This window comes from Spiroplasma endosymbiont of Apeira syringaria, from assembly GCF_964020205.1.
GTDB classification, from domain to species: Bacteria; Bacillota_I; Bacilli_A; order Mycoplasmatales; family VBWQ01; genus Spiroplasma_E; species Spiroplasma_E ixodetis_A.
In genome coordinates this window covers 1,880,599-1,904,415 of record NZ_OZ026543.1, presented here as the reverse complement: position 1 = coordinate 1,904,415, position 23,817 = coordinate 1,880,599, and the positions used below count along the sequence as shown (strand labels likewise).

General features: G+C 25.9%; 27 protein-coding genes and 3 pseudogenes. 20 read left to right on the top strand and 10 right to left on the bottom strand.

Features of this window, described 5'->3' with window-relative positions; all coding sequences use genetic code 4:
- Positions 1-8: 8 nt before the first annotated feature.
- Positions 9-1,643 carry a DEAD/DEAH box helicase gene (locus AACL02_RS11790; RefSeq protein WP_339041756.1) on the bottom strand — a complete coding sequence of 545 codons (1,635 nt, stop codon included), beginning with the start codon at positions 1,641-1,643 and terminating at the stop codon, positions 9-11.
- 290 nt (positions 1,644-1,933) lie between these two features.
- Between AACL02_RS11790 and AACL02_RS11785 the strand changes: the two genes are divergently transcribed.
- Positions 1,934-3,169 (top strand): hypothetical protein, encoded by a 1,236-nt coding sequence (locus AACL02_RS11785; RefSeq protein WP_339041754.1) that lies wholly within the window; start codon positions 1,934-1,936, stop codon positions 3,167-3,169.
- 143 nt (positions 3,170-3,312) lie between these two features.
- Here the strand turns inward: AACL02_RS11785 and AACL02_RS11780 are convergent, their stop codons facing one another.
- The 3 genes from AACL02_RS11780 to pepF form a co-directional block, all read right to left on the bottom strand.
- Positions 3,313-4,707, bottom strand: a complete 1,395-nt coding sequence (locus AACL02_RS11780) for a hypothetical protein (protein ID WP_339041752.1) — start codon at positions 4,705-4,707, stop codon at positions 3,313-3,315.
- Between the two features lie 460 nt (positions 4,708-5,167).
- Positions 5,168-6,157, bottom strand: a complete 990-nt coding sequence (locus AACL02_RS11775; RefSeq protein ID WP_339041750.1) for a GMP reductase — start codon at positions 6,155-6,157, stop codon at positions 5,168-5,170.
- Positions 6,158-6,286: 129 nt separating this feature from the next.
- Positions 6,287-8,125, bottom strand: coding sequence for an oligoendopeptidase F (pepF, locus tag AACL02_RS11770; protein ID WP_339041748.1), 1,839 nt, complete (start codon positions 8,123-8,125; stop codon positions 6,287-6,289).
- A gap of 145 nt (positions 8,126-8,270) precedes the next feature.
- Between pepF and AACL02_RS11765 the strand changes: the two genes are divergently transcribed.
- On the top strand, positions 8,271-9,665 hold the full coding sequence (locus tag AACL02_RS11765; protein ID WP_339041746.1) for a peptidase M17: 1,395 nt from the start codon (positions 8,271-8,273) through the stop codon (positions 9,663-9,665).
- Between the two features lie 70 nt (positions 9,666-9,735).
- On the opposite strand, the gene AACL02_RS11760 is transcribed toward AACL02_RS11765, so the two are convergent.
- Complete coding sequence (locus AACL02_RS11760; protein ID WP_339041744.1) at positions 9,736-11,328, bottom strand: hypothetical protein; 1,593 nt, start codon at positions 11,326-11,328, stop codon at positions 9,736-9,738.
- Between the two features lie 117 nt (positions 11,329-11,445).
- Between AACL02_RS11760 and AACL02_RS12575 the strand changes: the two are divergent.
- Positions 11,446-11,862 (top strand): annotated as a pseudogene (locus AACL02_RS12575) (ETX/MTX2 family pore-forming toxin); the annotation flags it as partial.
- A gap of 78 nt (positions 11,863-11,940) precedes the next feature.
- Positions 11,941-12,120 carry a hypothetical protein gene (locus tag AACL02_RS11755; protein ID WP_339041742.1) on the top strand — a complete coding sequence of 60 codons (180 nt, stop codon included), beginning with the start codon at positions 11,941-11,943 and terminating at the stop codon, positions 12,118-12,120.
- Positions 12,121-12,292: 172 nt separating this feature from the next.
- On the opposite strand, the gene AACL02_RS11750 is transcribed toward AACL02_RS11755, so the two are convergent.
- The 5 genes and pseudogenes from AACL02_RS11750 to AACL02_RS11735 all read right to left on the bottom strand — a co-directional run bounded on the left by AACL02_RS11750 (position 12,293) and on the right by AACL02_RS11735 (position 15,883).
- Positions 12,293-12,805: an IS1595 family transposase gene (locus AACL02_RS11750; protein WP_281749673.1), complete on the bottom strand. Its 513-nt coding sequence runs from the start codon at positions 12,803-12,805 to the stop codon at positions 12,293-12,295.
- Between the two features lie 308 nt (positions 12,806-13,113).
- Positions 13,114-13,491 carry a tRNA (guanine(46)-N(7))-methyltransferase TrmB gene (gene trmB / locus AACL02_RS11745; protein ID WP_422397857.1) on the bottom strand — a complete coding sequence of 126 codons (378 nt, stop codon included), beginning with the start codon at positions 13,489-13,491 and terminating at the stop codon, positions 13,114-13,116.
- 140 nt (positions 13,492-13,631) lie between these two features.
- Positions 13,632-14,447 carry an IS1595 family transposase gene (locus AACL02_RS11740; RefSeq protein ID WP_339043458.1) on the bottom strand — a complete coding sequence of 272 codons (816 nt, stop codon included), beginning with the start codon at positions 14,445-14,447 and terminating at the stop codon, positions 13,632-13,634.
- Positions 14,448-14,543: 96 nt separating this feature from the next.
- Positions 14,544-14,738, bottom strand: a pseudogene (locus AACL02_RS12570) (tRNA (guanosine(46)-N7)-methyltransferase TrmB); the annotation flags it as partial.
- A 194-nt stretch (positions 14,739-14,932) separates the two neighbouring features.
- Positions 14,933-15,883 (bottom strand): IS30 family transposase, encoded by a 951-nt coding sequence (locus AACL02_RS11735; protein ID WP_339040235.1) that lies wholly within the window; start codon positions 15,881-15,883, stop codon positions 14,933-14,935.
- A 418-nt stretch (positions 15,884-16,301) separates the two neighbouring features.
- On the opposite strand from AACL02_RS11735, the pseudogene rpsJ reads away from it, so the two are divergent.
- The 16 genes and pseudogenes from rpsJ to rpsH all read left to right on the top strand — a co-directional run.
- Positions 16,302-16,604: pseudogene (gene rpsJ, locus AACL02_RS11730) on the top strand (30S ribosomal protein S10); the annotation flags it as partial.
- A 115-nt stretch (positions 16,605-16,719) separates the two neighbouring features.
- Positions 16,720-17,412: a 50S ribosomal protein L3 gene (gene rplC / locus AACL02_RS11725; RefSeq protein WP_174480934.1), complete on the top strand. Its 693-nt coding sequence runs from the start codon at positions 16,720-16,722 to the stop codon at positions 17,410-17,412.
- A 23-nt stretch (positions 17,413-17,435) separates the two neighbouring features.
- Positions 17,436-18,065 (top strand): 50S ribosomal protein L4, encoded by a 630-nt coding sequence (gene rplD / locus AACL02_RS11720; protein ID WP_339041740.1) that lies wholly within the window; start codon positions 17,436-17,438, stop codon positions 18,063-18,065.
- Position 18,066: 1 nt separating this feature from the next.
- Complete coding sequence (rplW, locus tag AACL02_RS11715; RefSeq protein WP_252319250.1) at positions 18,067-18,360, top strand: 50S ribosomal protein L23; 294 nt, start codon at positions 18,067-18,069, stop codon at positions 18,358-18,360.
- A gap of 24 nt (positions 18,361-18,384) precedes the next feature.
- On the top strand, positions 18,385-19,248 hold the full coding sequence (rplB, locus tag AACL02_RS11710; RefSeq protein WP_339041737.1) for a 50S ribosomal protein L2: 864 nt from the start codon (positions 18,385-18,387) through the stop codon (positions 19,246-19,248).
- 14 nt (positions 19,249-19,262) lie between these two features.
- On the top strand, positions 19,263-19,535 hold the full coding sequence (gene rpsS / locus AACL02_RS11705; RefSeq protein WP_174480930.1) for a 30S ribosomal protein S19: 273 nt from the start codon (positions 19,263-19,265) through the stop codon (positions 19,533-19,535).
- Positions 19,536-19,547: 12 nt separating this feature from the next.
- Positions 19,548-19,880, top strand: a complete 333-nt coding sequence (gene rplV, locus AACL02_RS11700; RefSeq protein ID WP_174480929.1) for a 50S ribosomal protein L22 — start codon at positions 19,548-19,550, stop codon at positions 19,878-19,880.
- 16 nt (positions 19,881-19,896) lie between these two features.
- Entirely contained in the window at positions 19,897-20,640 is a 744-nt protein-coding gene (gene rpsC / locus AACL02_RS11695; protein WP_339041735.1) for a 30S ribosomal protein S3, read from the top strand.
- Between the two features lies 1 nt (position 20,641).
- Positions 20,642-21,127, top strand: a complete 486-nt coding sequence (rplP, locus tag AACL02_RS11690) for a 50S ribosomal protein L16 (protein WP_339041733.1) — start codon at positions 20,642-20,644, stop codon at positions 21,125-21,127.
- Positions 21,114-21,602: a 50S ribosomal protein L29 gene (gene rpmC, locus AACL02_RS11685; protein ID WP_339041731.1), complete on the top strand. Its 489-nt coding sequence runs from the start codon at positions 21,114-21,116 to the stop codon at positions 21,600-21,602. Before rplP ends, rpmC begins: the two co-directional genes overlap by 14 nt.
- A complete protein-coding gene (gene rpsQ, locus AACL02_RS11680) occupies positions 21,602-21,880 on the top strand; it encodes a 30S ribosomal protein S17 (protein ID WP_252319243.1) in 279 nt (92 codons plus the stop codon). Before rpmC ends, rpsQ begins: the two co-directional genes overlap by 1 nt.
- Positions 21,881-21,901: 21 nt before the next feature.
- A complete protein-coding gene (rplN, locus tag AACL02_RS11675; RefSeq protein WP_174480924.1) occupies positions 21,902-22,270 on the top strand; it encodes a 50S ribosomal protein L14 in 369 nt (122 codons plus the stop codon).
- 13 nt (positions 22,271-22,283) lie between these two features.
- The gene (gene rplX, locus AACL02_RS11670; protein WP_339041728.1) at positions 22,284-22,631 is read left to right on the top strand and encodes a 50S ribosomal protein L24; all 348 of its coding nucleotides are present in this window, start codon (positions 22,284-22,286) and stop codon (positions 22,629-22,631) included.
- 21 nt (positions 22,632-22,652) lie between these two features.
- Complete coding sequence (rplE, locus tag AACL02_RS11665; RefSeq protein WP_174480922.1) at positions 22,653-23,210, top strand: 50S ribosomal protein L5; 558 nt, start codon at positions 22,653-22,655, stop codon at positions 23,208-23,210.
- 1 nt (position 23,211) lies between these two features.
- Positions 23,212-23,397, top strand: coding sequence for a type Z 30S ribosomal protein S14 (locus tag AACL02_RS11660; protein ID WP_174480921.1), 186 nt, complete (start codon positions 23,212-23,214; stop codon positions 23,395-23,397).
- A 13-nt stretch (positions 23,398-23,410) separates the two neighbouring features.
- Positions 23,411-23,815, top strand: coding sequence for a 30S ribosomal protein S8 (gene rpsH, locus AACL02_RS11655; RefSeq protein ID WP_174480920.1), 405 nt, complete (start codon positions 23,411-23,413; stop codon positions 23,813-23,815).
- The last annotated feature ends 2 nt before the right edge of the window (positions 23,816-23,817 follow it).

The following is a 23,817-nucleotide window of genomic DNA, read 5'->3' as shown; positions in this document are numbered from 1 at the left end:
AATAAAAATTATTCAAAAAATTTAATACCTTGATCATTAATAACTTTATTAATATCAATTTTATTATTAAGGATGTCTCTAATTTTTAAATCAATAGTATTAGCACAATATAAATTAATAATTTCTCTAGTTTTATTATCGTTTAATTGAGTTGGAAAAAAGCGACTTTCAGCTTGCTCATTTTCGGTTGGGTTTAATTCACGATCTAGAAAAATCATAACATCACCTTGATCTAATGTGATACCAACATTAGTAGATTTAATGTTACATAAAATAATTTTAACTTTTTTACTTTGAAAATCACTAATAGCTTTAAGTCTTTGTTCATGATTTACTTTACCAGTAATTAATTGATGATTTAATTTATGTTTATCTAAAATGTTACTTAAAATGTTAATTCCTTTATCACTAAAACTACTATAAATAATAATTGAATCATTTTCATTATCATGTAAGTAGTCTAGTAATCAATTAAATTTTGCTCCTAATTCTTTCATTCCCTCATTAATAGGTGTTGAACAAATAGTTCTTAATTTGGTAAATATTTGTAAAAAAGTTATTTTAGATTTTTTATTATAAAATAATTCTTGTTTCATAGTTTCAAGAGTATCACAATAAATTGAAGTTTGTGCTTTGGGCATAGTTAAAATTAAATCATTTTTAATAATTTTTGGCATTTCATTACGTACATCAATTTGTTTACGCATAATTGATATTTTTTTAACTAAATAATCAAATTCTGCTGCTAGTTGTGGTTTAACATTTGGTTTTGGTATATTAATAGTTACAAAATTAGTAATACGTTTTCTAATTATTCCAAAGTAACGAGCAACAAAATCTCAATAATCAATATTTTTATATAGTTTATTATCAATAATTTTTAATATACCAAAAATATCACTAGGATGATTGTTGGCGGGAGTACCAGTTAAACAATAAACTGATGATACTTTATTTGCAACTTCCAAAATTGTTGAACTTTGTGCAGTTTTGTAGTTTCTTAAAAAATGTGCTTCATCAATAACTAATGTAAAATCAAATTTAGTTAATAATTTATTTTTTATATCATTTTTAAAAGTGTTTTTAGAAACTACTAAAATACAATTATTACTATTTTTAAATTGATTATATTTTTCTGTTCGCACTTTAGTAATATCATCTTTAATAGTAATACAATTATAGGTAGTTCATTTTTTAATTTCGGGAACCCATGTTAATAAAATAGTTGACTTAGGAACAACAAATAATATTTTATTAGTTTTCATTTCTGATAATGCTGTTAAAATGGTGGGTGTTTTACCAGTTCGCATTTCATTAAATAAGCCAAATCTTTTATTTGCTTTTAAAATTGCAACATCAACACGTTGATAATTTCTTAGTTTAGGATTACCTGGATAATCATTTAAGTTTTTTTCTTGTTGGATTTTTTTTCATGATATTAGTGAGTGTTCATATATTTGTTTTAATTTATCATTATTATTTGTATATTTAAGTAGTATTTCAAGAGCAAACGGAGTATTAAATATTTTAAATTCATTAGTATTATTGATATCAATAATACCTAGTGCATTTAAAATTTCTTTTTTATTTTTTTTCACTTTAATTGTAATATGTTTATTATTAAGACTTATGATTTCTAACATTATTAACCTACTTTAGTGTTTGTATATGATATTAAATATTATAATAAAATTAATATAAATTAAAAAATAATTTATTTTTGTTAGTAAATATTAGATTATTAATAATTTATTTTAAAAGAATTATAAGTTATTTAATTGTATATAGAAAATAGTATTAATGTATATATCATGTAAATTTATTATATTTATATACAATGTAAAAGAAAAACTAAATATATTTTTCAATCTATTATTTTTTTAAGAAAGTAATGATTTTTTTTATATTAAATAAAAAAGAAAGGAAGAAGTTAGTGATAGAAGCAATTAGAAAGGAATCAAAAATTTTTAAAGAAGAAATCAAAAAAATAGATACTGTAATAAAAACAAAACAAAATAATAGTTTTAAGGATTGAAAAACAAAAATTAGAAAAAGAAAGAAAAAAAATTTTGAACAAATTAAAAAAATAGACAAGATTATAAATATTAATGAACTTTATGAAATCCAAAAACAAATAGAAAAAAATAGAGAAGAAATATTAAAATTAAAAAATCAATTACCAAATAAACAATTACAAACAACATATATGATAAAAAAATGAAAAGAAAACATAGTAGCATTAGATGAAGAAATATCCAAAGAAATGATACGAGAAGAGAAATTAGATAGTGAAATAAGAGTATTGGAAGTTGAAGGAACAAATATAGAACAGCAAATTGAAAATTTTAATGCTCATGATTTAAATAAAAAATTAATTTTATCAAAGTTAAAATTAAAAACAGCAAGATTAGCTGTTAAGTTAGAAAGAAGAACATACAAAACAAAAAGAATATTTTGTAAAATTGCTAGAAATGAACTTGAAATAGCAAATAAATTTTTTTCAATAAAACAAGAAAATTGATGATTATGTCCAAATCTAAAATTAGAAAAAGAGGTTTTAGATGCAAGATTAAAAATAAGATTAAAATTGAAGATGGAAAATATTTGCGATTTAAATCGTAGTATGAGTAGAAGAAATTTAGATATTGCAAAAATAGATAAAAAAATTGCAAAATTAAATGTTAGTATAAATAAAAAAAATATCGAAATTAATGGTTGTCTTGCAACAGTAAGACAAATTTATAATTCACAAAGTATAAAAACACAAATAAAAATATTATTAAAATCTCCTTTTATTTGATTGAATAAACAATTTCAAAAATATAAATATGAAGTAACGTTAAATCAATATCAAGCTCAATTAGAAAAATTAGAAAAAGAAATCCAAAAATTAGAAACAGATAAAGGAGGGCGAAATTTTTCTAATAAATTTTGAGTTATTATTAGTTGTGGTCGTTTTAATAATAGTAGAAGTAATGAAATTAAACAACAAAAAATTGCAAAATTATATGAAATTAAACAAAAGATTTCTGGATTAAGAAGTCAAGCAACTATGCAATCTCAACCTTCAACATCTAGACATGCTGTATCTTGAAATGAAATGGATCCCGATCGTTGTTTCAATGAAATTGGATATAACGATAATAGGGGGTTTACTTCTTCGTTTTAATATATTAAATAATTGTAATAATAAAAAAGTGAATTATTAATTCACTTTTTTATTATTATATAATGTATTTTTCAGTTAATATATTAAACTAAAATGTTTTATTTTTTTATATTTCATCAAAAGATGAATTAATGACTTTACTTTTACATAACTTGGATAGATGGTTGATTTGAATCTGGATGATCTATCGATTCGCTTTCATTTATTAAGTTTGCATTAAATGGTTGAAAATTAAATTGTTTTATTAATTTTTTAAAACTATAATTTTGTGCTTGTTGATTAGCAAATCTTTCTATTCCTTTTATACTATTGGTTGCTATTTCTTTTGCAATTGAAATTTTTGTTCAAAATCAATCAAAATAAGAAAAAGAAAAAGAAGTAAGAGTATTTTCAAGAATTACTGTCAATAGTGTTAGTGGAAGTGCTTTTTTAATATTTTCTAAATTTATTTCTTTTTCTTCGCCATAAAGACCAGTTAATATATTTTTAAAAATTGATACAAAAAGAAGCATACTAACAGTACTACCATATTTAATAATTTTTGAAAAGTTTTGATTTTTTAAATTTTGTCATAATTTTTCAATGCAAGGTTGAGCAATTTTATCAAAAATTAATTCTTCAATTAAAATACTAATAAAAAAAATACTTATTCTTTCTATAAAAGAGATGAAGTTGAAATTTTCTTCGCTAACATATAAATATAAAAATTGATCTCAAATACTAATACCACCAATTACTAAAGAAAAAGATAAGTATTTTCATTTATTTTTTAAAGAAATAAGTTTGTAATTTAAATACGATAAATTCATTACTGTAATACCACTAATACCACTCATTAATACATCTCAAAAATTATGATAAAGATTTTCAGGTAACTTTTCTTTATGAAAATAATTTTTAGCTTCAAATAATAATACTGATCCGAAAGCAAAATTTAAAAAAAATGTATTAGGTAAAAACATATATTTTGAACTGAAAAATTTTTTTAAAAAATTATTTTTTTCTTTATTTATTGGTAAAAAGGTAGTTAAATCCAAGTCATTTAAATTATTATTGTATTCTCTTTCTTCTTCATTATTGTATATTTTATATTTTGTTTCAATTTTTTTATTTTCATTTAAATTTGATAATTCTAAAATAACTCTGCCATCATTTAATATAATTTCTTTCATTAAATATAATTGATTATCAATATTTGCTATTTTTTCATTTAAAATATCACCTGTTATAAATTTCGTATTATATTCTCAATTACCATTAATATCTAATCTTTTCTGTGTTTTTCCACCATAACGATCATCAGTATCCCTTCAATCATTGCTAAAATTAACAATAGTATTTACTGAATCACCATCAAATAATAAACTGTTTAAATTATTATTTTCTCTTCCATTTGTTATTTGATCATCATCTAAAGTTATAATACTTTCAGTACTAGATGAATCATTATGATTTATTGACATATTTGAATTATTAATTCCATTATAATTAATATGTGCACTTGTTTCTAATAAAGGTAATTTTTCTGTATTAATCATCTTTTCATCCCCTTCAAAATAAAAAACCATTTACTTTGAAATGAAAGTAAATGGATTAAAAAACTTATATTAATTTTTATATTTATTATAAAGAAATAAAACGTATTTCACAATATATTTTTATCTGGTATTTTAAATAAATTTTATTTAATTCATTATATTTTATTAAAATAAAATTGAATATAAACTAAAAAGCAAAAAAATATGGAAGAAACTAATAAAGCCTTTGCTCACTATAAATGATAATAAAGGGGATAGAAAATGGCAGAAAAATCAGAAAAAAAGTTTTAGACAAAGTAGTTTAAATATTAAAAATAATTTAATTATTAGATTCTTTAATATCATTAAACAATTATCACTGTGAATTCAATTATCATCATAGGCAGTTTGATTTGCTTCTATTTTAATAAAAAACAATTATCGGTACCCAGAATTGTTTTTAAAAAAAAATTAAAAGTTATTAACGATCATCACCATTATTAATAGTACCTTTAACAATAACATAATCACATTTTGTTAATGCAGATAAATCTTTACCGCCACCATAAGAAATAGCAGATTGTAAATCTTCTTCCATTTCTTTATAAGTATCAGCAATTGAACCTTTATATGGAACAAGTATTTTTTTACCTTCAATATTTTTCGCTTGCGCTTTGTTAAAAATACTTGCTGATCCAAAATATTCTTTGTAAGATTGACCATTTATTGTAACAATTTTGCCAGGTGATTCATCATAACCCGCTAAAATACTTCCTGCCATAATCATAGTGGCACCAAAAGCTATTGCTTTAGCAATATCACCATTACATCTAATACCACCATCTGCAATTAATGGTTTAGTGGTGCTATTGGCAACATCTTGTAAAGCATTTAATTGTCAACCACCTGTACCAAATCCAGTTTTTAGTTTAGTAATACAAGCTTTTCCTGGACCAACACCAAATTTAATTGCATCAGCGCCTCATTTTTCTAAATCTTTAACAGCGGTTTTTGTCATAACGTTACCAGCAATAATAAAAGGTTTAGTATTTGTTTTAGTAAAAGTAGTTTTTATAAATTTAATCATTTCTTCCATAGCATTACTATGACCATGAGCAATATCAATAGTAATAAATTCAGGAATTAGATTCAGTTTGATTAATTGTTCAAGTAACTCTTTATCCTCTTTTTTAACACCAATGCTAATTGAAGCATATAATTTTTGTTCATGCATATTTTTAATAAATTTAATTTGATCGATATTAAAACGGTGCATTACATAAAAGTAATTATTTTTAGCCAATCAAATACATAATTCTTGGTTAATGACAGCACTCATATTTGCCGGAATAATTGGAATTTTAAAAGTAAAACCATTTAGTTTAACACTGGTATCACATTCTTTTCGCGATTTAACTATTCCTTTATTTGCAATTAGATTTATATCTTCAAAATCAAATTTCACATTCATTTTTTATTTATTCTCCTTAGTCTTTACTAATTGTAATAGTCAAAATATGTACATATTATTTTATAATGTTTTAAATAAAATGCTAAAGGACTAAAACACCATTATTATTATATATTATTTTTTTGCAATTTAATTATCTTTATTATTAATTAAGTCTGATAATTGGTTAATCATTTTCTTTAAATTAGTAATTAATGGGTTATAAACATCAATTTGTGTTAAATCAACACCCGCATCTTTTAAAATATCTAATGGATATTTGCTGCCACCAGCTTTTAAAAAGTTAAGTAAATTTTCTTTTTTACCATTTTTAACATCTTCATAAAGTTTATAAGAAACGGTAATTGAAGTAGCATATTTATAAACATAATAAGGTGAGTGGAAAAAATGAAGAATTCGTGGTCATGAGTATCCTTTTGCTTTTTCTTCGTATTTATCTAATGCTTTTTGTCCATATTTATTAGCTGTATTTTCAAATAAATCAGCCAAAATATCGGCGTTTAATGGCACTTCTTTTTCTACTAATTTATGTGCTTCTCATTCAAATTCAGCAAATTGAATTTGACGAAAAAAAGTACCAATTACAGTTTCAATATGAGTTTGTAGTAAGTAAATGCGTTCTTGATTATTTGACGATTTATTATATAAATAATCAAATGCTAGATGTTCATTAACTGTTGAAGCAACTTCAGCTAAAATAATTGGATAGTCAGCATTTGGATATTTTTGATATTTTTCTGAAAATAGGGTGTGAACAGAATGACCTAATTCATGAGATAGTGTATTAAGTGAATTAATAGTATCATCTCAATTCATTAAAATAATGGGTTCTACGCCATTACCACCTGTTGAATAAGCACCAGTTCGTTTATTTGTGTCTTCATAATAGTCAATTCTACCTGGTAATAATGCTAAGTTTAATTGTTCTAAATATTCATCACCTAAGATACTTAAAATTTCTTTGATTGAATTAATACCTTCTTCAACACTGAATTTTTTGGTTGGTATTGTTGTCATTTTTAAACTAGTATCGGTACTATAAAATTTTTTAAATTTAAAAAATTTACGTTTTAAATTATAAAATTCTTCTACTAAAATAGCGTGTTTCTGTCCCGTTTTTATTAAATTTTCATATAGTATTAATGGTACATCATCACTTAATAAACTATATTCTAAAGTAGTTAAATGTTTTTTATTATCTTTTTCTTTATCGTTGTTACGAATTTTTATTTCTTCAACAGCTACTTCTAAAATACTTTCATAAACTTGTGCTAATGAATGTTTTTTATTTTTAATATCTTCATAAAATTTTTTTGAAATATCAATTCTTAATTGTTGATCTTTTACTGGATTACTATTTTCTAAAATGTCTAAATATAAAGTTTGTGTTAATTCTTGTTCTTTATTTTGATAATTAAACATTGTTTTTTGTTTATCAGCATAAACCAAACTATCATATAAACCACCAGCAGCACTTCTTGATTTACTAACTTTACTAAGTAAAGTTTCATCGTGTTCACTTAAAATAAATTTTTCAAATTTAAAGAAAACTTCCATATCATGTTTATATATCATTAATGAGGGATCATTATTAATCCATTTTTTAATAGTTTGTAAACCAATAGTTTTAATTTCTGGTTCAATCCATGCTAATTTTTCCGATAACTTACTTTGTTGAGTCGCAAATAAACTAGATAATTGTTGCAATTCTAAGTTAGTTTGATCTAAATCTCCATAATGTAAATATTGTACAACTTTAGATCCTAACATTGATATTTCTTTGCTAATTGCTAAATATTTTTTAAAGTTATCAATATTATTTAATTTTCCTTTAAAAGTTAAAAGTTGATTGGCAAATTTATCAAACTCAGGTAAAGCTTTTTTTCAAGATTCATTATTAATAAATAAATGCTTAAAATCTCATCAGTACTTTTTTTTATCTTTTTCATTTAATTCAGAACGCTTCATAGTTTTTGCTCCATTCTATGGTAATATTACAATACAATAATAATACAATAATATTGTTTAACTTATCTATTTTTGTTGTAATTTTCGAAAATATTAATTAAGATATATTGTAATTATTTTAATATTACCATTTAGGAGTGAAAATATGGATAAAAATATTCTACTTAATTTTAGTAGTAAACTTGAATTAAAATTAAAATTAACAGCGGTATTTGCTGATAAAGTTCCTCATGAATTGATTGCTAAAGAAAAAAATAAATTAACATTAATTTCTGAAGATAAAACTTATTACCTATATTTAGGTGATAGTAAAGGTTTAACTCGTAATGATGTTTATAATTTTTTTGTAAATTTTAGTAGTAATAATAGTCAAGATTTGGATATTGATGTCAAATCTTTTGTTACGAGTAATTTAAATGAAAGTATACTTTTACAAACTATATATGAAGCATTATGATTCGGTACTTTTAAAGAATATACTTTAAAAAGTAAAAAGAATGAAGAAAAAAAAGTTAAATATAATGTTGTTTCAACAGCAAAATTCCCTAGCTATACTTCACAACAACAGATCGAAATTCAAGGAGAAAGTATTAATTTAGCACGTAATTTGCAAGATATGCCACCTAATTTATTATATCCCGAAGTTTTTGCAAAAAAAATTCAAGATGCAGCAAAAGGTATTAAAAATTTATCAGTAAAGGTTTTAGGGCAAAAAGAAATAACAGAGCTAAATATGAATTTATTATTAGCAGTTAATGCTGGAAGTAATTTTGATGCTCGTGTTGTTGTTTTGGAATATAAAGGTGATCCACAGCATGCCGATGATATTTTGGGATTAGTTGGTAAAGGAATTACTTTTGATAGTGGTGGTTATTCACTAAAACCTTATTCAGCAATGAAAGGTATGAAATTTGATATGTCGGGTGCAGCTAGTGTATGTAATGCTGCCATTGCTGCTGCTAAATTACAATTAAAAATAAACTTTGTCGCTGTTGCTTGTTTAACAGAAAATAAGATTGGTGGTCATGCTACTTTAGTAGAAACAGTTTTTACTTCAATGAATGGTAAAACTGTAGAAATTAATAATACCGATGCAGAAGGAAGATTGGTATTAGCAGATGGTATGACATATGCTTTACGTAAAGGAAAAGCAAATCGTATTATTGAATTATCAACTTTAACTGGCGCAATGCTAGTGGCATTAGGTAGCTATATGACTGGTGCTTTTGCTACTGATGATAAATTATTTAATGATTTTGATTTATCATCACAACAAACTAATGAGGAAATTTGAAGAATGCCAATTCATCAACAAAATATTTTAAATATGCGTTCATCTAAAATAGCTGATTTAAGTAATCTTTCTAAAGATCCATATGGTGGTTCATCAAATGCTGCTGCATTTTTAAAAGAATTTAGTGAAGATAAACCATTTTTACATTTAGATATTGCAGGAACTGCTTATAAAAATGATCGTGGTATGGGTATATTAATTAAAACATTAGTTCAATATATGAAAAATTATAGTACAAGTAAATAAAGTTATAAAAAGGAATAATCATAACAATCATTCCTTTTTTATTTTATAAAAAAGTTATTTGACAATATTTTTAGTTAATTGGTATTGAAATAATATTTGATTCTATTTTTTGTAGTGTTTTTAATAATGGTGGTAGTTGAGAATTATTAATTTTATTAATATTTAATCGATTACTTGTATCAATAGTATCATTTAATTTAATATTTATTTTTTCTAAGATTTTAATATTTTTATCAATTTTTTCATAATAATTTTTGACTAATTTTTCTAAATTTTCTTCAGTAATATTTGAACTTAATTGGAAAATTGAATTATTTGAGTAAACAGACTGATAACATTTTTTAGGAAAATTACATATATAACTTAATACTTGATAAGTATATGTATTTTTAAATCTTTCTCAACAAAAATCAGTAATATTAAGTTTAAATGAAAAACCAATTTGGGCTATTATTGCAACTATTATATTTTCTTTAGTTATTAGTAGCTTTAAATCTTTTATAAAATCTATTTTTTTGTTAGCACTTATTTGAGCAGTAATAATATCAAAATAACTATCAAGTGTCATCGAAGATACTATTGATATTAATCAAGTAAATAAATATTTAATATTTTTACAAATATTGTTATTGTAGTCATTATTAGGATTTAAAGTTTGTATTTCTAAAATTTTTTGTATTTCATTTAAATTAAATTCTAGTTTAATAAAATTTAAATCATATCATCTTTTTAAAGCAGTTATTTTTTCATATTCTAATTCAATATCTGCTTCACTAACAGTAGGTTTATTAATAATTTTTTTAATGCATTGTCATAATAATGAGTGTTTAATATTTTTTAATCCATTTTCAAATAGATTAAATTTTAATTTAAAAATTATTAATGCTAAAAAGGATACAATAATAGTTTCAAGAGCAGTAAAAGTTTTAACAAAGGATGTTGGATTTAAAGGTAAATCATTGGCTATATCGTTTTTTATAATACTTATAGAACTAGCAAAAGATACTCCGCTAGTGAAAACTGCGAAAGTAGCAATAATTTTTATTAATTCATTAGTAATTATTGAATATGCTTTAAGATTGTTATTAATGTTTTCTTCAATGGTTAATATAATATTATTTTCAGTATTATTATTTAAAAGAGTTTTAAACTTTGTAACTAATTGTTGACATAAGTTTGAAAACTCTTTCATTTGTGTTTCTAATGTATTTTTATTTGTTTCAAGAATATTAATTTTAGTTTTTATTTCCTCAAAATTAAGGTTAGTTATTTCAGTAGTATTAGTAAATACTTTATCTTTTATTTTATTTCATACTTTATAAAATAAAGTTTTTTCTAATTGACTATTACCGAAATTTGTTAAACATTTCTTTAGAAATGAAACAAAGAGTGAAATAGTAGTATTGCCAAGTACTTCTCATTTAATTAAAGTAGTAAATGCCTTTTTAAAATCTATATCCTCATTACTATTTACTTGAGTACTAATAATGTTTAAACTAGCAATTGTAATAATAGCTGATGATATTCATAGCGATCCCGAAACTAAATGTTTAATTTCTTGGTAAAATCCATTAGTTCAATTTTTAATAGTTTTTTTTCATGTGCTAGTATTATTTGATAGTGGTAATAAAGGTGTGGTTTCAGTTATTAATGATAATGGCATTAGTATTCTCCTTAATTACTTAAAATATTTGTTTTTTAAATTCATCGATATATGACTTAATATTGGCCATAATTATAGTTCCTTTCTTTGTTCACTTGTCTATGTAATTAGTGTACAATAAAGTGTAACCCATCCAGTACTTTAAAACCAATAAAGACTGTTGCTAAAGATGAAAATATAGTAGATTCTTTTCAAGACATTTATACTAATAGTTCTAATACCGAACAAATTTATCAAACTCAATCACAATCTAAAACTATTACTAATAATAATACTTTTTCTTGAAAAACATTAGAAAAAATTGGAGTTAAAGTTAAAGCTGAATTTAAAATTCCTTTAGTTGGTAAAAGTGATGTTGAAACTAGTGCTGAATTTGGTTCAGAGCAACAAGGAACTAAAACTACTAGTGATAGTGAAACATTAACTAATCCAAGTCAATCATTTAAATTAAAATCACATTCAATAGGAACAGTTTTATATACTATTAAGCAAGGAACGTATCATAATGAAGGGAAAATTAGTTATTCAGTAAATTTAACTGATACTATTAGTTATTCATATTATTGATCACAAACGGGTCAATGAAGTAAAAGTGACTATACTATTAAAGATTTGATTAAAATTTTAGTTGATAACGGTTATAAAGAACAACTTAAAATTGGTTCTAACACTTATTCAATTATTTCAACAGATAATCCCGATAACCCAAAAACTGTTTTTTTAAATTTACCTATTTCTTGAGATTCACAGGGTGGAAAATTAAATGTAACATTTGATGAAAAATCTTTATAGTTTAATATGAATATAATCTTAGTTAATCATTAACTTTTTTTAATAAAATTGAAGTTTAAACTTCAATTTTATTTTTTTGTATTAATAAATGGCTTTTCTCCCTTTATGTACTATTTTAATTTTATCACATAAATGCTGAGAAAAGCCTATCTACGGACTTCTCCCCACATTTTTAAATCAAACATAGAATTACAGTTTCAAAACTAGGTATCTTGTTGAATTTATATGCAGCTTCTTTAGCATATAAATGAACATGATGTTTTGCAACTTTGATATGTGTTTTAAATGTTCTTCTTATATGTTTTCAAACTGATTCAATTTGGTTGGTATTTACACCAATTTTTGAAACATAGCCATCTTGATGGTTAACTGTTTCATGCTTAGTGAAAACTGATTTAAAATCGCAATATCCTTTTCAAGAATCAGTATATACAAGACATTTTGAAGAAATGTGGTTTTTTGCAAACTGCAAAAGATTTTTACTCTTTGCGTTTTTCAATACTTTCACAATTAAATTATTGGTTGTTTTTTGATAAATGCCAACAATCAAGGTTTTATTCACCAAGGATCTTCCTTGTTTTTTAAAACCCATATGTGAAAGATACATTTCATCAATTTGCACTGTACCTTCAACAATAAATTGAGGTTTTTGTTTTGCAATACGTGTTCTGATTTTATGAGTCATTCTTCAAGCAGTTTTCAAAGTCACTCCCAATTCTTTTGCAATATCTGTTGATGGAATTCCATGTTTGGTGTTTATTCATCTAAAGATAAGATAAAACCAAGATGTTAAAGATGTTTGTGACCTTGAAAATATGGTGCCTGTGAGAATGCTAAATGTTTGATTACATTTTAAACATCTCATTCTTTTTAAATCAGAAGTATTCAAATTAAAACTAAAACACCTAATACATTTGTTTTCTTTCAAATTTGCTATATATGCAAGACATTGCTGTTCAGTTTGAAAAGCATTGTTGAATTCATTCAGTTTCATTATTCCCTCCACAAGTACATGTGGGGAGAAGTCCGTAATAAATAATTAATGTTTTTATTTTGTTTAATGAATTTTTCTTCATATTCAGTTTTAATAAATGCTTCATCATTTTTTATTATATTATTATCTTGATGTAGATTAATTGTATATTCTAATAAATTTCATTTATTTTTTTGAAATTCTAAAAGTGAATAATTAAATAAATTGTTATTATCTGTTTTAAAGTGAAGTTGACCATTTTTTATTAAAATTTTTTTGTATATTTCTAAAAATTTTTGGTATGTTAATCTTCTTTTAAAATGTCTTTTTTTAGGTCATGGATCAGAAAAATTTAAATAAATTTTATTAATTTCATTATTGGCAAAAAAATCTTTTAAATTTATGGCATCTTCTATAATTATTTTTAAATTACATAATTTATTTTCAATTAATTTTGGCTTTTCTCCCTTTATGTACTATTTTAATTTTATCACATAAATGCTGAGAAAAGCCTATCTACGGACTTCTCCCCACATTTTTAAATCAAACATAGAATTACAGTTTCAAAACTAGGTATCTTGTTGAATTTATATGCAGCTTCTTTAGCATATAAATGAACATGATGTTTTGCAACTTTGATATGTGTTTTAAATGTTCTTCTTATATGTTTTCAAACTGATTCAATTTGGTTGGTATTTACACCAATTTTTGAAACATAGCCATCTTGATGGTTAACTGTTTCATGCTTAGTGAAAACTGATTTAAAATCGCAATATCCTTTTCAAGAATCAGTATATACAAGACATTTTGAAGAAATGTGGTTTTTTGCAAACTGCAAAAGATTTTTACTCTTTGCGTTTTTCAATACTTTCACAATTAAATTATTGGTTGTTTTTTGATAAATGCCAACAATCAAGGTTTTATTCACCAAGGATCTTCCTTGTTTTTTAAAACCCATATGTGAAAGATACATTTCATCAATTTGCACTGTACCTTCAACAATAAATTGAGGTTTTTGTTTTGCAATACGTGTTCTGATTTTATGAGTCATTCTTCAAGCAGTTTTCAAAGTCACTCCCAATTCTTTTGCAATATCTGTTGATGGAATTCCATGTTTGGTGTTTATTCATCTAAAGATAAGATAAAACCAAGATGTTAAAGATGTTTGTGACCTTGAAAATATGGTGCCTGTGAGAATGCTAAATGTTTGATTACATTTTAAACATCTCATTCTTTTTAAATCAGAAGTATTCAAATTAAAATTAAAACACCTAATACATTTGTTTTCTTTCAAATTTGCTATATATGCAAGACATTGCTGTTCAGTTTGAAAAGCATTGTTGAATTCATTCAGTTTCATTATTCCCTCCACAAGTAAATGTGGGGAGAAGTCCGTTAATTTTTTTAATAATATAGTTACAATAGAAATATTTTTTTCAATAGCAATATAATTTTGATTTGAATTTTGTTTAGCAAGATTTATAATGAAATTTCCTTTGCCACTTCCAATTTCAATATTGATTGGATTTTTATTTTGAAATATTTTTTTATTTCATTTCCCTTTGTAATTATAGGGATCATTAATACATAAATTATTATGTATTAAAATAAATTCTTTTGCTCATGGCTTATTTCTTACTCTCATTGTAATTCCTTTTCTAATTTAATCAACATAGTTGTTATAAAAGTGTAACTTACTAATTTTAGAATTATATCAAAATTGAAGTTTAAATATCTTTTGCTAAAAGAATTTCATTATTATATTTATATCATGTAATATTTTTATTTAAATAAATTTTGTGAAATATTATAATTGCTAAATTGTAAAGGTAAGTGCAACTAAATTATTTTTCTATCCAAATATTCTATCGGTGAAAGATAATTTAGTATTTTTCTTGGTCTTTGGTTTAAAGACAATATAAATTTATGAACTTCATTTTTACAAGTTTTTGAAAAATTAAATTTTTTAGGAAATTTTTCTCTAATTAAACCATTAGTATTTTCATTAGTACCTCTTTGTCAAGGTGAATATGGATTTGCAAAATAAATTTTCACATCTAAATTTTTTTCAAGTTGTTGTCAATTTGAAAATTCTTTACCACGATCAAAAGTAATGGTTTTAACAATATTTTTAGGAAGAATTGATAAATAATGGCTAATATTTTTGTTAATAACTTTAGTAGTTCTGTTTTTAACTAATATTGCTAAAGTAAATCGTGATACTCTTTCAACTAAAGTTATTAAACATTTTTTACTTTTGCCTCGTGATGATACTATAGTATCTCCTTCTCAATGACCAAGTGTTATACGATCATTAATATTAAGATCTCTTTCTTTAATTGATTTGCTATTGAATTTGCCACGATTTTCTTGAGATTTGCGTTTTTTGCCTTTTCTTCTTAAATTTTTACTAGTAACTTGATCAAGCAATCCAGAATAAATTCAATTGTAAATTGTTTTAAAACTAATAACTCATTGTTTATGAAAATTTTTAATTCTGCCATAAATTTGTTCAGGTGATCAGCCTAATAATAGTTTTTGTTGCACATATTTTACTAAATCTTTATTTTTAAACTTATGAAAAAAAATATGTGATTGTTTTCTATTTTCAGCTTTATTTTGTGCAATCAATGAAAAATAATTACTATTATCTTGATTTCTATTAATTTCTCGAATAATAGTACTAATATTTCGATTAAGATTTTTAGCTATTTCACTAATTTTAACTTTAAATTTCAATTGATTCTCAATATAAATTCTTTCATCTACGCCAAGATGTTTATAACTCATATAAAAACTCCTTACTTTTTTTATAAAATAAATTTAGCATTATGAAATTTTTATATGAGAATTTTTTTGCAATTTTATTTACTTGCACTTACAAGTATAATTCAGCAATTATATATTACCTTTTACTTTTTTAAAGTAAGAAAATAATAAAAAAATAATGGTATTTTATTATTTTTTTAATAAAAATCTTTATTTTTTACAACTAAATTAATAGTTAAAAGATTATGAGCAAAAAACCCATTATTTTTTTTGTTTTTTTTGTATTTTGCTATTCCCTTTTACCATTACACTATGTTATACTTACAAGGCGTGATTGTTATGTATAAATGCTGATACACTGATATCAGTTGTCATTATATCACATGTTTTGTTCTTTATTTTATTAAAAATCGTTCTAAGGAGGATATAGCCAATGGCAATCATAGGAGACAAAGTAAAAATTCGTTTAGAAAGTTATGATCATTCAGCTATTGACCAAATAGCACAGAAAATTAAAGATGTGTTAAAAAAAGAAGGTGCTGAAGTGGTAGGTCCAATTCCATTACCAACTCATAAAGAAATTTTCACTATTCTTCGTTCACCGCATAAACATAAAGATTCACGTGAACAATTTGAAAAGAGAACTCACAAAAGAATTATTGGTGCTCAATTATCACCAAAATCTTTAAATGCTCTAAGTGGACTTACTATCCCTAATAGTGTTAGTATCTCTTTGATAATCGAATCTAAAGATGAAAAAAAATCAACTTTAAATCAAGTATCAAAAAAGATTAATAAAAAAAATTATTAAAATCGATAAATATTAATTATTTACAACATATTCCAAGGAGGAAATTATGAAAGGAATCTTAGGTAAGAAACTAGGAATGTCACAAGTTTTCTTAAACAACGGACAACTAGTTCCAGTAACAATTATCGAAGTACAACCAAATGTAGTAAGTCAAGTTAAAACAAATGTAAAAGACAAATATAGTAGTTTACAACTTGCAACGTTCGATCTTCGTGTTACTTTATCAAACAAACCAACAATCGGACACTTTAAAAAAGCCGACAGTCAACCTAAGCGCTTCGTGAAAGAAATTCGTAACATGAACGGATTTAATCATAAAGATCTTATTAATGTTGCTGACGTATTCACAGCAGGTGAATTCGTTGATGTTCAAGGAACTTCTAAAGGTAAAGGATTTACAGGACGCATTAAACGTCATAATCAATCACGTGGTCCAATGGGTCATGGATCAGGTTTACATCGTCAAATGGGTTCAACAGGTTCTATTAATGCTAACCGTGTGTTTAAATCACAACCAATGCCAGGGCAAATGGGAAATGTTAAACGTAGTGTTGCTAACTTAGAAGTTATTAAAGTAGATAAAGAAAATAATTATCTTTTAGTAAAAGGTTCAGTTCCAGGGCCAAAACAAGGCTTTCTTGTTATTAAACAAGCAGTTAAAAAACCAATTCTCAAAACCCCAGTATCATTAGTTGTTAGAAATCAAAATACTACAACCGAAGTTACTGATGGTCAATAAAGTTAATTATGGAGGATAGCAAAATGAAAATTAATGTTGTTAACAACGCTGGAACAAAAGTTAGCGAATTAACTTTAAACGAAAAAATTTGAGGAATTGAACCCCACAAGCAAGCGCAGTTTGATAGTTTATTAAGTTATAATGCTACAAAACGTCAAGGAACACACGCTGTTAAAAGTCGTGCTGAAGTTGCTGGCGGTGGTAGAAAACCATGAAAACAAAAAGGAACAGGTAATGCGCGTCAAGGCTCAATTCGTTCACCACAATGAAAAGGTGGGGGGATTGTTTTTGGACCAAATACTGATCGTAATTATTTAATTGGATTACCAAAAAAAGTAAGAAGATTGGCAATAAAATCAGCATTGGCTGCCAAATTCCAAAATAAAAACATAGTTGTAATTGATGAATTAAACTTTGAAAAACCTTCAACTAAAATTATGGTAGAAACTTTAAAAGTTTTAGAATTAGCAAACAATAAAACACTAATTGTTTCAGGAATAAGCAATAAAGAAACAGTTATTAAATCAGGTCGCAATTTACCTAGAACAACAACAATCGCTGCTAATAGTATTAATATTTACGATTTATTAAATGCTAAAAAAGTATTGTTTACTACTGAGGCAATTAAAATCGTTGAGGAGGCTTTAATTTAATATGCATTTAAGTGAAGTTATAGTAAAACCAGTATTAACTGAGAAAACTTATAAACAAATGGCTGAAGGTATCTATACATTTACTGTTAACCGTAAAGCTAATAAAAGTCACGTTAAAAAAGCCTTTGAACAGATTTTTGAAGTTAAAGTAGCAGACGTTAATATTATTAATAGTAAACCAAAAACTAAAACTGTTGGTAGATTTGTTGGAAAAACATCGGCAGTAAAAAAAGCTCTTATTAAATTAGCTCCTGGTGAACAATTAAGTTTGTTTAGTTCTGAAGAACAAAGCTAATGAGATTGGAAGGAGAAAAAAACAATGGCAATTAGAAAAATTAATCCCACTACTGCAGGAAGACGTAATATGACCGTTCTGGATTACAAACAGAACTTAACTATTGGTAATAGCCCTGAAAAATCTTTATTAGTAAATTTAGTTAAACAAGCTGGTAGAAATAATCAAGGTAAAATTACAGTAAGGCATCAAGGTAATGGTCATAAGGTTAAATACCGTATTATTGATTTTAAACGTAACAAAGACAATGTAGTTGGAACAGTTAAAACAATTGAATATGATCCAAATCGTAATGCTAACATTTGTCTTATTTCTTATCTTGATGGTGAAAAGCGTTATATCTTAGCACCAAAAGGAATCAAAGTAGGAGATAAGTTATTAAGTGGTGAAAAAACTGATACTGTTAAAATTGATATTACTGTTGGTAACTGTTTACCATTATCACAGATTCCACAAGGAACAGTTGTTCATAATGTTGAATTAAAACCAGGTAAAGGTGGACAAATGGCACGAAGTGCTGGTGGTAGTGTTCAAATTCTTGGTCGTGATGAAACAGCTAAGTATACATTATTAAAATTAACATCAGGTGAAGTTAGAAAAGTATTAAGTAATTGTCGAGCTACAATTGGTACAGTTGGAAATGATGATCATAACTTAGTAAATATTGGTAAAGCAGGAAGAAATCGTTGAAAAGGAATTAGACCTACTGTTCGTGGTAGTGTTATGAACCAAAATGATCACCCACATGGTGGAGGAGAAGGTAAAGCCCCAATCGGAAGAAAAGCTCCAGTAACACCATGAGGTAAAAAAGCATTAGGTTTAAAAACTCGTGATAGTAAAAAAGCATCAAATAAATTAATTGTACGAAGAAGAAATGCAACAAAGTAGGAGGAAAGTAATATATGTCAAGATCTTTAAAAAAAGGACCCTTTGCTGATAGTCATTTATTAAACAAAGTGGAAACTCAAAATAAAAATAAATCAAAAAAAATTATTCAAACTTGATCTCGTCGTTCAACAATTTTCCCACAATTTGTTGGACATACATTCGGTGTACATAATGGCAAAACACATTTACCTGTATATGTAACAGAAGATATGGTTGGTCATAAATTAGGAGAATTCGCACCCACACGTAAGTTTGGTGGTCACGGTTCTGACAAGAAAAAGCGTTAGGAGATAGAAATTATGGAAGCAAAAGCTCATTTAGATAAATTACGCATTAGTCCAAGAAAAGTGCGTTTAGTAGCCGATTTAGTTCGTGATAATGCTGTTGCCAAAGCTCTAGTAATTCTAGCTCATGAAAAAAAACGCGCAGCACAGCCAATTATAAAATTAATTAATTCAGCAGTTGCTAATGCTGCTAATAACTATGGAATGGAAGCCAACAAATTACGTATTAAGGAAATATTTGTAAATGAAGGTCCAACTATGAAAAGATTTATGCCCCGTGCTCATGGTAGAGCATATCAAATCTTAAAAAGAACAAGCAAAATCACTATCGTGGTTAGCGATAATTAGGAGGTAAATAAGTAATATGGGTCACAAAGTTAGTCCAAATGGATTAAGATATGGTATCAATAAAGATTGACAATCACGTTGATATGCAACTAGTAATGAAGATTTAGCAAAATGAATTTTAGAAGACCACAAAATTAGAAAAGCACTATTTGCGCATTTAAAAACTTCTGGTGTTTCTAAAATTGAAATCGAAAGAACTAAATCACAAATTACCTTATTTATCCACTGTGTTCGTGTTGGTTCAGTTTTAGGGCAAGGCGGTTCAAACATTGAAGTATTAACAACATTAATTCGTAAAACAATTAAAAATCGTAAAATAGGTATTAGAATTAATGTTGTTGAAATTAAAAATACTGATATTGATGCGCAAACAATTGCTAATACATTAGCACAACAAATAAGCAATCGTATGTCACATCGTACAACACAAAAATTAGCAATTCGTAAAGCACTTCGTGCTGGAGCAAAGGGAATTAAAACTCGTGTTTCAGGAAGACTTGGTGAAGCGGATATGGCACGTGTTGAAGGTTATTCAGAAAGTAGTGTTCCTCTAGCAACATTACGTAGTAATATTGATTATGCTACTGCTGAGGCAAAAACAACTTTTGGTCAAATTGGTATTAAAGTTTGAGTATATAAAGGTGAAATTTTATCAGGAACTGACTCAACTCAACCTGAAATTATTTCAAAATATAATCAAAGAAATAATAACAATCGCCGAAATAATTACCCACAACAACCACGTAAGGAGGTAAAGTAAGATGGCTATACCTAAGAGATATAAACACTCTTGCGTCCACCGTTTAAGTTATGAAGGAACTGCAAAAGGTTGTAAAACAGTTGCTTTTGGAACTTACGGACTTCGTGCTGAAGAAGGTTCTTACATTACTGAAAGACAAATTGAAGCAGCCAGAGTAGCAATGACACGTTACATGAAACGTGGTGGAAAAGTTTGAATTAGAATCTTTCCACATTTACCAATTACTAGAAAACCAGCGGAAGTACGTATGGGTTCAGGAAAAGGTTCAATTGATCATTGAGTCTCAGTAGTAAAAGCAAAAACAGTTATGTTTGAAGTATCATATCCTAATGAAGCAACAGCACTTGAAGCATTGCGTCTTGCAATGCACAAGTTGCCAATCAAATGTAAAATTGTTACTAGAGAAATAAAACCAACAGAAGAAGTAAAGGTTGCTAAAAATTTAACAACAGAATTGGGTGAAGCAAATGGAAATGCAAGTAATTAAAAATAAATCAACTTTAGAATTACAACAAGACGAAGAAACTCTTCGTGCACAATTGTTTGCTTTACGAATTCAAAGTTCGTTAGGTAAACTAGAAACTCCGCATATGATAAATAATCTTCGTAAGGATATTGCTCGTATTAAAACTGAATTAACTATCAGAATTAATAATGGTGAAAAAATCAAAACATTACATATTAATAAAATGGTATTACCAGAAGAAAATAAAGAAAGCAAAAAAACTAAAAAAGTTGCTAAAGTTGATGATAAAAAAGATATTAAAGTTAAAACAATAACTAAATCAGAAGTTATTAAAGAATCAGATAAAATTGCTAAAAAAGAAGTTACTGAAAAAACAACTAAAGCAAAATCATCAAACAAAGAAGTTAAAAAAGTTACTGCTACTAAAGTAGAAAAACCATCTAAAAAACCTACAGTTAAGAAAACTGTAACACCAGCTAAGGAGGACAAAGAATAATGACAAATATTATTCCAAACAAACAACGTAAAACTTTTGTTGGAATTGTAAGTTCTGACAAAAATGATAAAACAATTACTGTTGTTGTTGAAACTTCAAAACGACATCCAATGTACCATAAAAGTTTTAAGTCAACTAAAAAGTATCATGCCCATGATGAAACTAACCAAGCTAAAATTGGTGACAAGGTTGAAATCATTTCAACTCGTCCACTTTCAGCTCTAAAACGCTTCCGTTTGTTAAAGATTATTGAATCTAAAACAAATAAAAAAGCTTAATTAACAAGGAGGATAAGAAAGATGTTACAAAATCTATCGTGAGCCAATGTGGCTGATAACACTGGTATTAAAGAAGTTATGGTTATTAGAGTTTTGGGTGGTAGTACTAAAAAATTTGCTAAAATTGGTGATATTGTTGTTTGTTCAGCAAAATCAGTAACACCTAATAGTGCAATGAAAAAAGGACAAGTTGTTAAAGCAGTTGTCGTACGTAGTAAATTTGGTGTAAAACGTAATGATGGTTCTTGTGTAAAATTTGATGATAATGCAGTAGTAATTATTAAAGAAGATAAAACGCCACGTGGTACTAGAGTATTTGGTGTCTTGGCTCGTGAAGTTAAAGAGCGTGGTTATAATAAAATTGCTTCTTTAGCAGAAGAAATTGTTTAGGAGGATGAAATAAATGGCAAGCAAAAAGAAACCAGTTATTAGTCTTGATACTAAATTAAAAAGAGGCGACCAAATTAAAATCATTGCAGGAAAGCATAAAGGTCATACCGGACCAATTATCCAAGTACTTCGTGAAAAAAATCGTGTTATTATTGAAGGTATTACTGCTAAGAAAAATAAAAAAACTACTCAAAATGATCAAGAAGGTGGAATTGTGGAAGTAAAAACTAGTGTTCACATTTCTAATGTAATGATCCTTGATGGTAAAAAAGATAAAAAAGTAACAAAAATTGGGTACAAAATTGATAAAGATGGCAAAAAAGTTCGTATTGCACGAAGATCTGAAACAGAATTACGATAATAAAGGAGTAACAGCATAAAAATGAATCGTTTACAAGAAAAATATAATAAAACTATTATTCCCCAATTGCAAAAAGAATTAAATTTTACATCAATAATGCAAGTACCCAAAATTGAAAAAGTTGTTATTAATATTGGTGTTGGAGATGCAAGTAGTAATCCAAAAGCCATTGATAAATCAGTATCTGAATTATCAAAAATTACTGGTCAAAAACCAATTATCACTAAAGCGAAAAAATCAATTGCCGGCTTTAAATTAAGAGCGGGAATGCCAATTGGTTGTAAAGTTACATTACGTGGCGAAAAAATGTATGATTTCCTTGATAAATTTATCTCAATTTCTTTACCAAGAATTCGTGATTTTCAAGGTTTATCAGTTAAAGCATTTGATCAAAATGGTAATTACACTGTTGGTATTAAAGAACAAATTATTTTTCCTGAAATTAATTATGAAGAAGTAGATAAAGTTCGTGGTATGGAAATCTCAATTATTACCACAACATCAAATAATGCAACAGCATTATTGTTATTAAAAAAAATAGGATTACCGTTTAAAAAACAAGGAAAGCAGGTGGCATAAGATGGCAAAAACTTCATTAAAAGTAAGACAAGCCCGTAAATCAAAGTTTAGTACGCAAGCATATACACGCTGTCAAAAGTGTGGCCGTCCTCATGCGGTTATTCGTAAATTTATGTTATGCCGTATTTGTTTTCGCGGTTTAGTATACCAAGGACAAATTCCTGGTATTAGAAAAGCATCATGATAGGAGGTATATAATTATGATGACAGATCCAATAAGTAATATTTTAACAGTTATTCGTAATGCTATTAGCGCTGCGGATAGCAGTAAACATCGAGTAGTTAGTGTACCTTCTTCAAAACAACTAGTTAAGATAGCCGATATCTTGCAAAAAAATGGTTATATTGAAAAATATCGTGTTACTAAAGAAAATCCTAGCAAACCTAAATTAGAACTTTTATTAGTTCATACTGGTAAAAGTCCAATTCTTGGTTTAAAAAGAATATCTAAACCAGGATTAAGAATGTATGCAAAATGTGAAGACTTACCAAGTGTGTTAAATGGTTATGGAATTGCAATCATTTCTACATCAAAAGGTATTATGACAAATAAACAAGCAAAAAAACTTGGTCTTGGTGGCGAAGTTCTTGCTTATGTATGATAAGG